Source organism: Pseudomonas sp. BIGb0381, from assembly GCF_024809815.1.
Lineage (GTDB): Bacteria > Pseudomonadota > Gammaproteobacteria > Pseudomonadales > Pseudomonadaceae > Aquipseudomonas.
The window spans coordinates 168127-182569 of the sequence record NZ_JANUEN010000008.1; the positions used below are offsets into that span (position 1 = coordinate 168127).

General features: G+C 61.0%; 14 protein-coding genes. 7 read left to right on the top strand and 7 right to left on the bottom strand.

All coding sequences use genetic code 11. The features are described from left to right. Positions 1–232: 232 nt before the first annotated feature. Positions 233–898, top strand: coding sequence for a polysaccharide lyase family 7 protein (locus M2397_RS21165; protein ID WP_131699044.1), 666 nt, complete (start codon positions 233–235; stop codon positions 896–898). Between the two features lie 174 nt (positions 899–1072). On the opposite strand, the gene fba is transcribed toward M2397_RS21165, so the two are convergent. From fba to tkt, 6 genes are all read right to left on the bottom strand, one after another. Then, on the bottom strand, positions 1073–2137 hold the full coding sequence (fba, locus tag M2397_RS21170) for a class II fructose-bisphosphate aldolase (RefSeq protein WP_053128086.1): 1065 nt from the start codon (positions 2135–2137) through the stop codon (positions 1073–1075). A 245-nt stretch (positions 2138–2382) separates the two neighbouring features. After that, positions 2383–2715: an MliC family protein gene (locus M2397_RS21175; RefSeq protein ID WP_027606036.1), complete on the bottom strand. Its 333-nt coding sequence runs from the start codon at positions 2713–2715 to the stop codon at positions 2383–2385. 60 nt (positions 2716–2775) lie between these two features. Continuing rightward, the gene (locus M2397_RS21180; protein ID WP_167656773.1) at positions 2776–3003 is read right to left on the bottom strand and encodes a hypothetical protein; all 228 of its coding nucleotides are present in this window, start codon (positions 3001–3003) and stop codon (positions 2776–2778) included. 29 nt (positions 3004–3032) lie between these two features. Next, the gene (locus M2397_RS21185) at positions 3033–4196 is read right to left on the bottom strand and encodes a phosphoglycerate kinase (RefSeq protein WP_053128082.1); all 1164 of its coding nucleotides are present in this window, start codon (positions 4194–4196) and stop codon (positions 3033–3035) included. 17 nt (positions 4197–4213) lie between these two features. After that, positions 4214–5269, bottom strand: coding sequence for an erythrose-4-phosphate dehydrogenase (gene epd, locus M2397_RS21190; protein ID WP_131697455.1), 1056 nt, complete (start codon positions 5267–5269; stop codon positions 4214–4216). 138 nt (positions 5270–5407) lie between these two features. Next, positions 5408–7405, bottom strand: a complete 1998-nt coding sequence (gene tkt / locus M2397_RS21195) for a transketolase (RefSeq protein ID WP_034116187.1) — start codon at positions 7403–7405, stop codon at positions 5408–5410. 272 nt (positions 7406–7677) lie between these two features. On the opposite strand from tkt, the gene M2397_RS21200 reads away from it, so the two are divergent. From M2397_RS21200 to M2397_RS21220, 5 genes are all read left to right on the top strand, one after another. Then, positions 7678–8673, top strand: coding sequence for a metalloregulator ArsR/SmtB family transcription factor (locus M2397_RS21200; protein ID WP_259244354.1), 996 nt, complete (start codon positions 7678–7680; stop codon positions 8671–8673). A gap of 19 nt (positions 8674–8692) precedes the next feature. Next, positions 8693–9883, top strand: a complete 1191-nt coding sequence (gene metK / locus M2397_RS21205) for a methionine adenosyltransferase (protein ID WP_053128075.1) — start codon at positions 8693–8695, stop codon at positions 9881–9883. Between the two features lie 209 nt (positions 9884–10092). Beyond that, complete coding sequence (locus M2397_RS21210) at positions 10093–10443, top strand: DUF1090 family protein (protein WP_131697458.1); 351 nt, start codon at positions 10093–10095, stop codon at positions 10441–10443. 95 nt (positions 10444–10538) lie between these two features. Beyond that, positions 10539–12203 carry an NAD-dependent DNA ligase LigB gene (ligB, locus tag M2397_RS21215; RefSeq protein WP_259244355.1) on the top strand — a complete coding sequence of 555 codons (1665 nt, stop codon included), beginning with the start codon at positions 10539–10541 and terminating at the stop codon, positions 12201–12203. 66 nt (positions 12204–12269) lie between these two features. Then, the gene (locus tag M2397_RS21220; RefSeq protein WP_131697460.1) at positions 12270–12665 is read left to right on the top strand and encodes a DUF1090 domain-containing protein; all 396 of its coding nucleotides are present in this window, start codon (positions 12270–12272) and stop codon (positions 12663–12665) included. A 6-nt stretch (positions 12666–12671) separates the two neighbouring features. Here M2397_RS21220 and M2397_RS21225 read toward each other — a convergent pair whose 3' ends face one another. Beyond that, entirely contained in the window at positions 12672–13121 is a 450-nt protein-coding gene (locus M2397_RS21225; RefSeq protein ID WP_131697461.1) for a cytochrome c, read from the bottom strand. A 128-nt stretch (positions 13122–13249) separates the two neighbouring features. Between M2397_RS21225 and M2397_RS21230 the strand changes: the two genes are divergently transcribed. Next, the gene (locus M2397_RS21230) at positions 13250–14434 is read left to right on the top strand and encodes a murein transglycosylase A (protein WP_145336883.1); all 1185 of its coding nucleotides are present in this window, start codon (positions 13250–13252) and stop codon (positions 14432–14434) included. Positions 14435–14443 lie beyond the last annotated feature (9 nt).

Here is a 14443-nt window from a genome sequence, read left to right on the forward strand (position 1 = left end):
CCCGGTTCCTGAAAATCAGAAGTGACGTGGATGCCATCATTGCGCCAAAGTTCAGTCAGCCGACTAACGGTCAACCTCTACAGCCCACGTTTCATGGGAAACATGGCTTTTTGGCATTCCTTTGGCGCCAATAAATTGCCAGTAAATGTTTAACAACTGGCCGACCACCGCCTATAAAGAACCTGTCAGGCCCCCGGGCCAAAGCCTTCACCCCCTGTAAAAGGCCAACGCCATGATCGACCTCTCCACCTGGAACCTGAGCATTCCGGTCGGCTCCCCGCCCGCCACCATCGACACCCCAAAACTGATGAGCGGTTTCAACGACCAATACTTCCAGGCCGAAGGCAGCAACGTGCAATTCTGGACACCGGTCACCGGCACCCGCACCGAAAACGCCGTGTACCCACGCAGCGAACTGCGCGAAACCTACGCCGACGGCCGCCTGCGCAACTGGACCTACCCCGAAGCCGATAACTTCCTGCGCGCCACCCTCGCGGTCAACCAGGTGCCCTCCAGCGGCAAGATCGTCATCGGCCAGATCCACGCCTACGACAGCCAGAAACCGCTGATCAAACTCGAATACCAGTTCAAGGAAAAGACCCAGACCGGCAACATCGTCGCCAAGGTGCGCATGCGCCCGGATGAAAATGAAAGCCGCGTGATCATCGTCGCGTCCAATGTGCCGCTGGAGAAAAGCTTTACCTACGTGATCAACCTCAACAAAGCCGGGCTGCTCAGCGTGTACGCCGCCGACAGTGAGTGGAACGAACGCATCGGTGCAGCGTGGGCGGCCAAGCCGCTGTACTTCAAGGCGGGCGCTTATGTGCAGGACAACAGCGGGGACAGCAAGGAAGGCGCAAAGGTGACGTTTGCGAAGTTGGATATTGATCACGAGTGAAGGGACTGGCCTCATTTCGAGCAGGGATTGTCTGATCAGCACTAGGACCATTCCTTGGTAAACGCCCTCCAACACCTTAGGACTCGGTGCTGGTCCTACACGCCTGCAAGCTGATCAAATTCCAGCGACAAAAAAGCCCGCATCGCTGCGGGCTTCTTTTGTAACGCCTGAGGCTTAGTTCACCTTAGCGTTCAACTCACCTTTCAGGTAACGCTGGTACATCGCTTCCAACGAAACCGGCTTGATCTTCGACGCATTACCGGCAGTGCCGAAGGCTTCGTAGCGAGCGATACACACATCACGCATCGCGGTCACGGTAGCGCCGAAGAATTTACGTGGGTCGAACTCGCTCGGGTTGGTGGCCATCAGGCGACGCATCGCGCCGGTGGACGCCAGGCGCAGGTCGGTGTCGATGTTGACCTTGCGCACGCCGTACTTGATGCCTTCGACGATTTCTTCAACCGGTACGCCGTAGGTTTCTTTGATGTCGCCGCCGTACTGGTTGATGATCGCCAGCCACTCTTGCGGTACCGAGGAAGAGCCGTGCATCACCAGGTGGGTGTTAGGGATGCGCTTGTGGATTTCCTTGATGCGGTCGATGGCCAGTACGTCGCCGGTCGGTGGCTTGGTGAACTTGTAGGCGCCGTGGCTGGTGCCGATGGCGATTGCCAGGGCGTCCACTTGGGTCTTCTTGACGAAGTCGGCAGCTTCTTCCGGGTCGGTCAGCATCTGACTGTGATCCAGCACGCCTTCGGCGCCGATGCCGTCTTCTTCACCGGCCATGCCGGTTTCCAGGGAACCCAGGCAACCCAGTTCGCCTTCAACCGAAACGCCGCAGGCATGGGCCATGGCCACGGTTTGTTGGGTTACGCGCACGTTGTACTCGTAGTCGGTCGGGGTCTTGCCGTCTTCACCGAGGGAGCCGTCCATCATTACCGAGCTGAAACCCAGTTGAATGGAGCGCTGGCACACGTCAGGGCTGGTGCCGTGGTCCTGGTGCATGCACACCGGGATATGTGGGAATTCTTCGATCGCAGCGAGGATCAGGTGACGCAGGAAAGGAGCACCGGCGTATTTGCGCGCACCGGCCGAAGCCTGGACGATCACTGGGGAGTCGGTCTTGTCAGCGGCTTCCATGATGGCGCGCATCTGCTCAAGGTTGTTGACGTTAAAGGCTGGGACGCCGTAGCCGAACTCGGCTGCGTGGTCCAGCATTTGACGCATGCTGATAAGTGCCATTGTGTTGTCTCTCCCGGTCGAGGGTCGTTAATCGTGCAAGCCTGCCGTAGCGGCGGCTGCTATTCAAGTTATTGCAGGTCAGGCTTTGCATGCCTGGCGTGCTGAATCGTTATTGCTGATGTGGGAGGGGGGCTTGCCCCCGATGACAGCCTGTCAGTGATGACTCTGTTGGCTGATCCACCGCTATCGGGGGCAAGCCCCCTCCCACACATTTTGGTCTCATCGATGGTGAGGCCGCGTTCTATTTACTGGGCCTTGCAGCCGCGCCCGATCAAATCGTCGGTGGCAACCCAGTAAACCAGGCCTTCCTCACCTTTTGTGTGAAACGCCAACTGGTCGTTGCTGTACAGCACGCCCGAAGCCGCCACATCCTGTTTGAGACGATAAACCTGGTCGGAACCGCCGAGGCGTACATCCACCTCACTGCGGGCCTGGTTGGCGAAGCGCCAGTTGACCTCGGCCTTGCTGTCGCAGGTCCAGGTGGTCCACTTACCTTCCGGCTCTGCCTTGTTGAACATGTTCATGCTGCTGCAACCGGCCAATAGGGCCAGGGCTGCCAGGGCGAAAACGCCTTTCATAGCCAATCCTCGCAGCGGGGCCAAAGGCCGCCGATGCCGTCGGTTAGTTGATCTGACCCGTCAAGGGCAACCCTGTTCCTGACCGTTGGGCGCAGAGTCATATCTCTCCAGCCGTTCGTTGCCGATACGCTTGTTAATCACCGGCATGGTTTCGGCTTGCCAGTCAGCCTGGTAGCAGGCTTTTTTCTGCTCCGAGGCAGGTTTCCCTGCCGGCGGGGCTGCGCTTGGCGTGCTGCCGCAGCCGGCCAACAGGCCCGCTGCGATCACCATTGCCAACGACTTGATCATGGGAATGCTCCTTTTCCGGATCACGAGCCTTAGCCTTTGGCTCGGGTTTCCAGCACTTCAACGGCCGGCAGGACTTTGCCTTCGACGAATTCGAGGAATGCGCCGCCACCGGTGGAAATGTAGGAGATCTGGTCAGCGACGCCATATTTATCGATGGCCGCCAGGGTGTCGCCGCCACCGGCGATGGAGAATGCCGAGCTTTCTGCGATGGCCTTCGCCAACACTTTGGTGCCGTTGCCGAACTGGTCGAACTCGAACACGCCGACCGGACCATTCCACAGGATGGTCTGGGAGGCTTTCAGCAGTTCCGCGAAGTTGGCTGCGGTTTGCGGGCCGATGTCGAGGATCATGTCGTCGGCGGCCACGTCGGCGATGAGCTTGACGGTGGCCTCGGCTGTTTCAGCGAATTCCTTGGCCACCACCACGTCCACCGGCAGCGGCACGCTGACCTTGGCGGCAATGGCGCGGGCGGTATCGAGCAGGTCCGGCTCGTACAGGGACTTGCCCACCGGGTGGCCTGCTGCAGCCAGGAAGGTGTTTGCAATGCCGCCGCCGACGATCAACTGGTTGCAGATCTGGCTCAGGCTGTTGAGCACGTCCAACTTGGTGGACACCTTGGAGCCGGCAACGATGGCAGCCATCGGTTGGGCCGGAGCGCCCAGGGCTTTGCCCAGTGCATCCAGTTCAGCCGCCAGCAATGGGCCGGCAGCCGCCACCTTGGCGAACTTGGCCACGCCGTGGGTCGAACCCTCGGCGCGGTGGGCAGTGCCGAAAGCGTCCATCACAAACACGTCGCACAGGGCGGCGTATTGCTGGGCCAGTTCGTCGCTGTTCTTTTTCTCGCCTTTGTTGAAGCGCACGTTTTCAAACAGCACGATGTCGCCAGGCTTAACGTCAACGCCGTCCAGGTAGTCAGCCACCAACGGCACGTCACGGCCCAGGGCCTTGCTCAGGTAGTCGGCTACCGGCTTGAGGCTGTTTTCGGCGGAGAACTCACCTTCGGTCGGGCGACCCAGGTGGGAGCAGACCATCACGGCCGCGCCTTTTTCCAGGGCCAGCTTGATGGTCGGCAGCGAGGCCAGGATTCGCGCATCGCTGGTGACAACACCGTCCTTGACGGGGACGTTGAGGTCTTCGCGGATCAGTACGCGCTTACCTTGCAGATCGAGGTCGGTCATCTTCAACACGGTCATGGGTGGCAGTTCCTGAATTACTGTTGAGGTTGTTTAGAGGCGATATGCAGATAATGTTCCGCAACGTCGAGCATTCGGTTGGCAAAGCCCCATTCGTTGTCGAACCAGGCCAGGATGTTCACCAGCCTCGGGCCGGAAACGCGGGTCTGGCTGGCATCGACAATTGCCGAATGCGGGTCATGGTTGAAATCACAACTGGCGTGGGGCAACTCGGTGTAGGCCAGCAAGCCTTTGAGCGGGCCGCTGGTGGCGGCGTCGCGCAGGATCCGGTTGACCTCCACGGCATCGGTGTCACTGACGGTTTGCATGGTGATGTCCAGGCAGGACACGTTCACCGTCGGCACCCGTACGGCTTTGGCCTGGATTCGCCCGGCAAGTTCCGGCAGCAGGCGTTCAATGCCGCGGGCAAGGCCTGTGGACACCGGAATCACCGACTGGAACGCCGAGCGTGTGCGGCGCAGGTCTTCATGGTGATAGGCGTCGATCACCGGTTGGTCATTCATTGCCGAGTGGATGGTGGTGATCGACACGTAGTCCAGGCCAATCGCCTGATCCAGCAGGCGCAACAGCGGCACGCTGCAATTGGTGGTGCAGGAGGCGTTGGACACCAGCAGCTCATTGCCGGTCAGGCAATCCTGGTTGATGCCGAAGACGATGGTGGCGTCGACATCCGCCTCGCTGGCCATCGGCTGGGAAAACAGCACACGCGGAGCGCCGGCATCGAGGAAACGCTGGCCATCGGCACGGGTGTTGTAGGCACCGGAGCATTCCAACACCAGGTCGACGCCGAGCGCCGCCCAGTCGATGCCCTCGGGGGTGGCACTGCGCAATACTTTCACGCAGTCGCCGTTGATATGCAGACAATCGCCTTCGACCCGCACTTCGCCGGGGAAACGGCCGTGGGTGGAGTCAAAGCGTGTCAGGTATTCGATGCTGGCCATGTCAGCCAGATCGTTGATCGCGACAATTTCAAACCCGGCTGCCGCCCCTCGCTCGAACAGAGCACGCAAGACGCAACGACCAATGCGGCCGTAGCCGTTGAGTGCAACTTTGTAGGGACGCGGTTGGGGCATGGGGTTCTCGATCAAGGTTAGTTCGGTGTTGAATGCAGTATCGCCATCGCGGGCAAGCCCGCTCCCACAGTAGACCGAGATCCAAATGTGGGAGCGGGCTTGCCCGCGATAGCGCCAGTACAGACAACGCAGACTGACTTAGTCTTCCAGCAGCTCTTCAGCCTGACCCAGGATGTTTTCCAGGGTGAAACCGAACTCTTCGAACAACGCTGGCGCCGGCGCCGACTCACCGTAGGTGGTCATGCCGATCACGCGGCCTTCCAGGCCCACGTACTTGTACCAGTAGTCGGCGTGAGCCGCTTCGATGGCGATACGCGCGCTGACCTGCAACGGCAGCACCGATTGCTTGTAGCCGGCGTCCTGGGCTTCGAACACGCTGGTGCACGGCATGGACACAACGCGCACGTTACGGCCTTGGGCAGTCAGCTTGTCGTACGCCTGAACGGTCAGGCCCACTTCGGAACCGGTGGAGATCAGGATCAGCTCCGGCTCGCCGATGCAGTCCTTGAGCACGTAGCCGCCACGGCTGATGTCGGCGATCTGCGCGTCGGTACGCACCTGGTGTTGCAGGTTCTGACGGGAGAAGATCAGCGCCGAAGGACCGTCCTTGCGCTCGATCGCATGCTTCCAGGCCACCGCGGATTCCACCGCGTCGGCTGGGCGCCAGCAATCCAGGTTCGGCGTGGTACGCAGGCTGGTCAGTTGCTCGACCGGCTGGTGCGTCGGGCCGTCTTCGCCGAGGCCGATGGAGTCGTGGGTGTACACATGGATCACACGCTTCTTCATCAGCGCGGCCATACGCACGGCATTACGTGCGTACTCCATGAACATCAGGAACGTCGCGCCGTAAGGCACCAGGCCGCCGTGCAGGGACACGCCGTTCATGATGGCGCTCATGCCGAATTCGCGCACGCCGTAGTACATGTAGTTGCCGCTGGCGTCTTCGGCCGAGACACCTTTGCAGCCCTTCCACAGGGTCAGGTTGGAACCGGCCAGGTCAGCCGAACCGCCGAGGAACTCAGGCAGCAGCGGGCCAAAGGCGTTCAGGGTGTTCTGGCTGGCTTTACGGCTGGCGATGGTCTCGCCCTTGGCCGCGACTTCGGCGATGTAGGCCGAGGCTTTTTCCGAGAAGTCGGCAGGCAGATCACCGGCCAGGCGGCGCACCAGCTCATTGGCCAATTCAGGGAACTCAGCGGAGTAGGCAGCGAAGCGCTGGTCCCACTCGGCTTCGGTGGCCAGGCCTTTTTCCTTGGCATCCCATTCGGCGTAGATGTCGGCCGGGATTTCGAACGGGCCGTGGTTCCACTTCAGCGCTTCGCGGGTCAGGGCGATTTCCGCGTCACCCAGTGGGGCGCCGTGGCAGTCTTCTTTACCTTGCTTGTTCGGCGAGCCGAAGCCGATGGTGGTCTTGCAGCAGATCAGGGTCGGCTGCGCGCTCTTGCGGGCGGTGTCGATGGCGGTCTTGATTTCTTCCGGATCGTGGCCGTCGACATTGCGGATTACCTGCCAGTTGTAGGCTTCGAAACGCTTAGGGGTGTCGTCGGTGAACCAGCCTTCGACTTCGCCGTCGATGGAGATACCGTTGTCATCGTAGAAGGCGATCAGCTTGCCCAGGCCCAGGGTGCCGGCCAGGGAAGCAACTTCGTGGGAAATGCCTTCCATCATGCAGCCATCACCCAGGAACACGTAGGTGTGGTGATCGACGATGTCGTGGCCAGGGCGGTTGAATTGCGCGCCCAGGACTTTTTCTGCCAGCGCGAAACCTACGGCGTTGGCCAGGCCTTGGCCCAGGGGGCCGGTGGTGGTCTCCACGCCTGGGGTGTAGCCGAATTCAGGGTGACCCGGAGTGCGGCTGTGCAGCTGGCGGAAGCTCTTGAGGTCATCGATGGTGACGTCGTAGCCGGTCAGGTGCAGCAGCGAGTAGATCAGCATCGAGCCGTGGCCGTTGGACAGCACGAAGCGGTCACGGTCGGCGAACGACGGGTTGCTCGGGTTGTGCTTCAGGTAATCACGCCAAAGTACCTCGGCGATATCCGCCATGCCCATCGGGGCACCGGGATGGCCGCTGTTGGCTTTTTGCACGGCATCCATGCTGAGGGCACGAATGGCGTTGGCACGCTCACGACGGCTGGGCATCGCTGTTCTCCTGAGGATTTTGAAGAGTGAATGATTAAAAGAAACGGAAAAAAGGACCGGCATTTTCCCTCAGCCACCGCCTGCGGGCAATGACAGATAGTCACTTGCGGGTGTTTTTCCTGTGCTTTGGGCGGCAATCGCTTGCAGAAACCTTTAACCGCTTCGTCTAAAGGTTATAGCGGCTGCTTATAACCGCCACTTATCGACCAATATCAAAACTTTTTGATATTGGCCTTGCGAGGATACCCACCCGTCACTAGACTGCTGGTCTTATGAACCTACCCGTGCCCACCCTGCGTCCTGACGACGGCGAAGACCTGGCAGCCTTGTGCAAGGCCGCTGGCGACCCATTGCGTCTGAACGTACTGCGCGCACTGACCAACGATTCATTCGGCGTGCTGGAACTGGCACAGATCTTCGCCATCGGCCAGTCCGGCATGAGCCACCATCTGAAGGTGCTGTCCCAGGCCGACCTGGTCGCCACCCGCCGCGAAGGCAATGCGATTTTCTACCGCCGCGCCCTGCCCCACACCGACCTGCTCGGCGGCAAGCTGCACGCTGCCTTGCTTGAGGAAGTGGACAGCCTGAGCCTGCCAAATGACGTGCAGTCACGCATCGGCCAGGTCCACGGGCAACGTGCCGCCGCGAGCCAGGACTTTTTCGCACGGGTTGCCGAGAAATTTCGCGCCCAACAAGACCTGATCGCAGGCCTGGCCCAGTACCGCGACAGCGTACTGGCGCTGCTGGACAAGCTGAGCTTCAGTGAAGGGGCCACGGCACTGGAAGTGGGGCCTGGGGATGGCGGTTTCCTGCCGGAACTGGCGCGCCGCTTTCAGCAAGTCACCGCACTGGACAACAGCCCGGCGATGCTCGAACTGGCGCGCCAGCTCTGTGAGCGCGAGGCGTTGGGCAATGTCAGCCTGCAGTTGGCGGACGCTCTGAGCAGCACAACGATCAAGGCCGATTGCGTGGTGCTGAACATGGTCTTGCACCATTTCGCAGCCCCCGCCGACGCTTTAAAGCAAATGGCCGGGTTGCTGCAACCCGGCGGTAGCCTGTTGGTTACGGATTTATGCAGCCACAACCAGAATTGGGCCAGGGAGGCCTGCGGTGATCTCTGGTTGGGTTTTGAACAGGACGATCTGGCCCGTTGGGCCACCGCTGCGGGACTCGTTCCCGGGGAAAGCCTCTATGTAGGTTTACGTAATGGTTTCCAGATCCAGGTCCGCCACTTTCAGCGACCGACTGGCGACACTCACCATCGGTAAATATCAGGAAAACATCGAGATGAGCGAATACTCCCTTTTCACCTCCGAGTCCGTGTCTGAAGGGCATCCGGACAAAATCGCCGACCAGATTTCTGATGCGGTGCTGGACGCCATCATCGCTGAAGACAAGTTCGCCCGTGTGGCGTGCGAGACCCTGGTGAAAACCGGTGTAGCGATCATCGCTGGCGAAGTGACCACTACCGCCTGGGTTGACCTGGAGCAGATCGTTCGTGACGTGATCACCGACATCGGCTACAACAGCTCCGACGTCGGTTTCGACGGTGCGACCTGCGGCGTGATGAACATCATTGGCAAGCAGTCGCCCGACATCAACCAGGGCGTCGACCGTGCCAAGCCGGAAGACCAGGGCGCCGGCGACCAAGGCCTGATGTTCGGCTACGCCAGCAACGAAACCGAGGTGCTGATGCCGGCACCGATCACCTTCTCGCACCAGCTGGTGCAGCGTCAGGCCGAAGCGCGTAAATCCGGCCTGCTGCCTTGGCTGCGCCCGGATGCCAAGTCCCAGGTGACCTGCCGCTACGAAGGCGGAAAAGTGGTCGGTATCGACGCCGTTGTACTGTCGACCCAGCACAACCCGGACGTTTCCTACGCTGACCTGCGCGAAGGCGTGATGGAGCTGATCGTCAAGCACGTGCTGCCGGCCGAACTGCTGAGCAAGGACACCCAGTTCCACATCAATCCCACCGGCCAGTTCATCATTGGCGGCCCGGTAGGTGACTGCGGCCTGACCGGTCGCAAGATCATCGTCGACAGCTACGGCGGCATGGCCCGTCACGGCGGTGGCGCGTTCTCCGGTAAAGACCCATCCAAGGTTGACCGTTCGGCCGCTTATGCCGGTCGCTACGTGGCCAAGAACATCGTAGCTGCCGGCCTCGCCGAGCGTTGCGAGATTCAGGTGTCCTACGCCATCGGCGTGGCCCAGCCTACGTCGATCTCGCTGAATACCTTCGGCACCGGCAAGATCAGCGATGACAAGATCGTCAAGCTGGTGCGCGAGATCTTCGACCTGCGCCCTTACGCGATCACCACCATGCTCGACCTGCTGCACCCGATGTACCAGGAAACCGCAGCCTACGGCCACTTCGGTCGTACCCCTGCGCAGAAGACCGTCGGTGACGACACCTTCACCACCTTCACCTGGGAAAAAACCGACCGCGCCAACGACCTGCGCACTGCCGCCGGCCTGTAACCGCTCACGGTACATAAAGCCTCGCCGGGTTTGCCCGGCGGGGCTTTTTTATTGCGGGACTCTCTTCACATTTTTTGGATCCAATGCTTGCAGGCGAAATAATGGCCCTCTAGAATCCGCGCCCTCTCGGGCCTCTACCTTATTTGGATATTGCCCTGCGCCAGCCCGGGATTCATAAGTGCGCAGGCAATCGAACATTGAGGTTTTTCATGCGCATCTCCCCGCTCGCCCCTGCCGCCCTTCTGATCAGCCTGTTCGCCCTGTCGGCCCACGCCGCCGACCTGAGCGCACTGAGTGGCGCCCTGGGCTCCCAGTTGGGTGTCAGCAACGCTGGCGACTGCCAAAAGCAATCCGCAGACCTGCAAACCAAGATCGATGCGGCCGAAGCCAGCAACGACAGCTTGAAAGTGAAGGCCTTCAAAGCGGCGCAAGACCAGATCAACAAAGGTTGTGACAAACTCTCTGAAGCCCAAGCCAAAGCCGACGCCAAGCAGCAAACCCAGGAAGCCAAGGCTGATAAGCCTGATGCCGTGAAAGCACTGGGCGGTCTGTTCAAGTAAGCCGAAACACCCGGTAAAAAGCCCCGCATCGTCGGGGCTTTTTTGTGGGTGAAGGGATCATTTAGGCTGGGCGCCCCTTTCGAGCAAGGATGCTCATGATGCGTTTATTGATTGCTCTTCTACTCAGCGCTCTACCCTTTTCGGCCTGGGCTGAAAACTGCCCCGATGAGGCCCGGACCCAGGTCGACACCCTGGCCGAACAAATCCGCCTGTGGGACGACAGTTACCACCGCCTCGGCCAATCCGCCGTCAGCGATGAACTCTACGACCAGGCCCGCCAGCGTCTGGCCCACTGGCGCCAGTGTTTCTCACAAGCCACCACCCAACCTGACAACCCACTGGCCAGCGCCCGGGGCACCTTGCCGCATCCGGTCGCCCATACAGGCCTGAAAAAACTGCTGGATGAACAAGCCGTCGGCGCCTGGCTGAACACACGACAAGACGTGTGGATTCAACCCAAGGTCGACGGCGTGGCGGTGACCCTGGTGTATCGCCAGGGCCAATTGAAGCAGTTGATCAGCCGAGGCGATGGCGCACTCGGCCAGGACTGGTCAGCCTCCGCGCGCAAGATCCCCGCCATTGTCCAGCAACTGCCGGAACCCATCGATCTGGTGCTGCAAGGCGAGCTCTACTGGCGCCTTGACGAGCATGTGCAATCAGCTCGTGGCGGGCTCAACACGCGCAGCAAGGTGGCTGGAATGATGAACCGCCGGCAGTTGAGCGACACCGACGCCGCCGGCATCGGCCTGTTTGTCTGGGCCTGGCCGAACGGCCCCGCTGCCTTTGCCGAACGCCTGGCCACCCTGGCACGCTGGGGGTTCACCGACAGCCAGCGCTATAGCCAGCCAGTCCAGAACATCGCCGAAGCCGGGCACTGGCGCACTTATTGGTACAACCACCCACTGCCCTTCGCCAGCGACGGGGTGGTGCTGCACCAGGCATTACGCGCACCTGCCGAGCGCTGGCAGGTCAGCGCGCCTTATTGGGCGGTCGCCTGGAAGTACCCCGCCTCCAAAGCCCTGGCTCTGGTGCGCCAGGTGCAGTTCAAGATCGGCCGCACCGGACGCATCACCCCCATTCTGGAACTGGAGCCTGTGCGCCTGGACGACCGCCGGATCAGCCGGGTCAACGCTGGCTCCTTGAAGCGCTGGCAGACCTTGGATATTCGCCCGGGCGACCAAGTGTCCGTGAGCCTGGCGGGCCAAGTGATCCCTCGGCTGGACCAAGTGATCCTGCGCAATACCACCAGGGTCGAGCTGCCAGTGCCCGATCCTCGGGACTTTCACGCGTTGAGTTGCTGGCAGCTGGACCCCGGCTGCGAAGAACAGCTGCTCGCACGCCTTACCTGGCTGAGCGGCAACCAGGGCCTGGCATTGCCGCACATAGGCCGCGAGACGTGGAACATATTGATCCAGGCCGGTCTAATCGCAGGCTTTCTCGATTGGTTAACCCTGGATGCGGCAGAGCTTGCTAACATTGATGGCTTCGGTGAGCGCAGCCGCACGCGGCTGCTCCACAGCCTTCACAGCGCTCGGCAACGCCCCTTTGCACAATGGCTCAAGGCCTTGGGTGTACCACCTGCGGCACGTAACAACCTGGAAGGCGACTGGCAGACGCTGGTCGCCAGAGACACCCAGGCCTGGCTGGCCATCGATGGCATCGGCCCGGGCCGCGCGGCGCAACTGAGCGCTTTTTTTCGCGACCCACACGTACAGACCCTGGCTGAAACATTACGCGTGGCCGGAATAGACGGTTTTTGAACCCAACCCAGCCACCTTTGAATCACAGCAGAATTCACCCTGCTATTTGCGCACCTGGAGCTCCACATGAAATTCCTCGCCCCTTTCGCCCTGTTGACCGTCGCAAGCTTCATGGCCACGCCACTGCTGGCCGCCGAAGAAGCCACCCCACTCACCGGCTGTGCCGCCAAACGCCAGGCCATCAGCACCCAGATCGAACAGGCCAAGGCCCACGGCAACAGCGACCAGCAAGCCGGCCTGGAAAAAGCCCTGAGCGAAGTCACCGCCAACTGCACGGATGCCTCCTTGAGGAAGGAGCGCGAAAACAAGGTACTCGACGCCAAGCACGAGGTCAGCCGCCGTCAGGCCGACCTCGACAAGGCGATGAAAAAAGGCGACGCGGACAAGATCAACAAGCGTAAGGACAAACTCGCCGAGTCACGCAAGGAACTGCAGGACGCCGTGGAAGAACTCGACCAGTAAAACCGGTCAGTGATCCCGAAATTGTTTATGGCAGGCACTGCAGGCATCTTCGACTTTCTGTACGGCAGGCGTAAGGTTGCTGGCCTTGTAGGGCTGCACCTGGCTGGCGATCACCAACTCACCGGTGGCCGCTTCCAGGTCGCGAGCCAGTTGCTGAAACTGCGCCTGCTTTTGCCACACGTCGTCCTTGGCACTGGTGTGATCCTCTTCGCGTACGCTCGGAAAGTGTTTCCACGGTTCATGGGACAGCGCATCGAGCTTGACCGCGCCTTCGGCGAATTTCGCGCCATCGAAGGGGATGCGCCCACGCAGCATGCCGCCCAGGTCTTCGCCGGTCTTGAGCATCTGCTTGAAGATCGCCTTACGCTGGCCCAGGGGCGAATTCGGGTCGACACCGCCGCAGGCGGACAGCGTCAGGCAGGCCAACAGCACAAGTGTAATTTTTTTAAAAGTCATGGTGGCTCAGGGTCACGGGAAACGGCGGCCAGTATCCTCGCCCCGCCCGTAAAGACCAATAGCCCTATTAATAATAAGGATTGCCCACAGGCGCTGCGGCGCAGGCAATCGCTTCAGGAACTGTTTGCATGAATTTCACATTGAAACACTGGAGCCGCCGCCTGGCGTGGGCTCTGCCGATAATTGCACTGCTGGCAGGCTGTGACGCGGGTAAAGACGCCGGCAAAGATGAAACTGTTAAACCCCACGCCGTGGCCACCTACGTGAATGCCCCTTGGGAGGCTTTGCCGAGCGTGTCCGACTCCGACTTGCTGGCCGGTTTTGAATCCTGGCGCAGCGCCTGTCAACGCCTCAAGGCAGACCCGGTATGGGGCGCGACCTGTGCCGCAGCAGCCAGCGTGCCCGGCGATGCCGTAGCGGTGCGCGGGTTTCTCAAAGAGCGCCTGGATGTGTTCGGCCTGCGTTCGGCTGATAACACCCCCAACGGCTTGATCACCGGCTACTACGAACCGGTATACCCCGGTAGCCTGACCAAGACCGCCGCCGCTCATGTGCCCGTGTATGGCGTGCCGGATGACCTGATCATCGTCAATCTGGAAAGCATCTACCCGGAACTCAAGGGCAAGCGCCTGCGCGGCCGCCTCGAAGGCCGCGTACTCAAGCCCTATGACGATGCCAGCGCGATCAACGGCCAAGGCTCCACCGCCAAGCCGATTGCCTGGCTGACCAACCCGATGGACCTGCAATTTCTGCAGATCCAGGGCTCGGGCCGCATCCAACTCAAGGACGGGCGCCAGCTGCGCGTCGGTTACGGCGACCAGAACGGCTACCCCTATCGCCCTATCGGCCGTTGGCTGGTGGAGCAAGGCGAGTTGAAGAAAGAAGACGTGACCATGGGCGCCATCAGCGCTTGGGCCAAGGCGCACCCGGAGCGCATCCCGGAACTGCTGGCGAGCAACCCCAGCTACGTGTTTTTCAGCGCACGCCCCGACAGTAATGAAGGTCCACGCGGTTCGCTGAATGTGCCGTTGACGGCCGGTTACAGCGTGGCGGTGGATCGCAAGGTGATTCCGCTGGGCAGCCTGTTGTGGCTGTCGACTACCAAGCCCGACGGCTCGCCATTGGCACGCCCCGTCGCCGCGCAGGACACCGGCGGTGCAATCACCGGTGAAGTGCGCGCGGATTTGTTCTGGGGCACGGGTGATGCTGCCGGAGAGTTGGCGGGAAACATGAAGCAGCAAGGGCAGATCTGGATGCTGTGGCCCAAGGGCGCGGCATTGCCGCAGGTGCCGGATGCACCTACCGGAACCTGACACTCGCCG

Bases quoted from the DNA above. Each gene is read 5' to 3' on its own strand.
- M2397_RS21165 (WP_131699044.1), top strand. From the start codon at position 233: ATGATCGACCTCTCCACCTGGAACCTGAGCATTCCGGTCGGCTCCCCG.
- fba (WP_053128086.1), bottom strand. From the start codon at position 2,137: ATGGCACTTATCAGCATGCGTCAAATGCTGGACCACGCAGCCGAGTTC.
- M2397_RS21175 (WP_027606036.1), bottom strand. From the start codon at position 2,715: ATGAAAGGCGTTTTCGCCCTGGCAGCCCTGGCCCTATTGGCCGGTTGC.
- M2397_RS21180 (WP_167656773.1), bottom strand. From the start codon at position 3,003: ATGATCAAGTCGTTGGCAATGGTGATCGCAGCGGGCCTGTTGGCCGGC.
- M2397_RS21185 (WP_053128082.1), bottom strand. From the start codon at position 4,196: ATGACCGTGTTGAAGATGACCGACCTCGATCTGCAAGGTAAGCGCGTA.
- epd (WP_131697455.1), bottom strand. From the start codon at position 5,269: ATGCCCCAACCGCGTCCCTACAAAGTTGCACTCAACGGCTACGGCCGC.
- tkt (WP_034116187.1), bottom strand. From the start codon at position 7,405: ATGCCCAGCCGTCGTGAGCGTGCCAACGCCATTCGTGCCCTCAGCATG.
- M2397_RS21200 (WP_259244354.1), top strand. From the start codon at position 7,678: ATGAACCTACCCGTGCCCACCCTGCGTCCTGACGACGGCGAAGACCTG.
- metK (WP_053128075.1), top strand. From the start codon at position 8,693: ATGAGCGAATACTCCCTTTTCACCTCCGAGTCCGTGTCTGAAGGGCAT.
- M2397_RS21210 (WP_131697458.1), top strand. From the start codon at position 10,093: ATGCGCATCTCCCCGCTCGCCCCTGCCGCCCTTCTGATCAGCCTGTTC.
- ligB (WP_259244355.1), top strand. From the start codon at position 10,539: ATGATGCGTTTATTGATTGCTCTTCTACTCAGCGCTCTACCCTTTTCG.
- M2397_RS21220 (WP_131697460.1), top strand. From the start codon at position 12,270: ATGAAATTCCTCGCCCCTTTCGCCCTGTTGACCGTCGCAAGCTTCATG.
- M2397_RS21225 (WP_131697461.1), bottom strand. From the start codon at position 13,121: ATGACTTTTAAAAAAATTACACTTGTGCTGTTGGCCTGCCTGACGCTG.
- M2397_RS21230 (WP_145336883.1), top strand. From the start codon at position 13,250: ATGAATTTCACATTGAAACACTGGAGCCGCCGCCTGGCGTGGGCTCTG.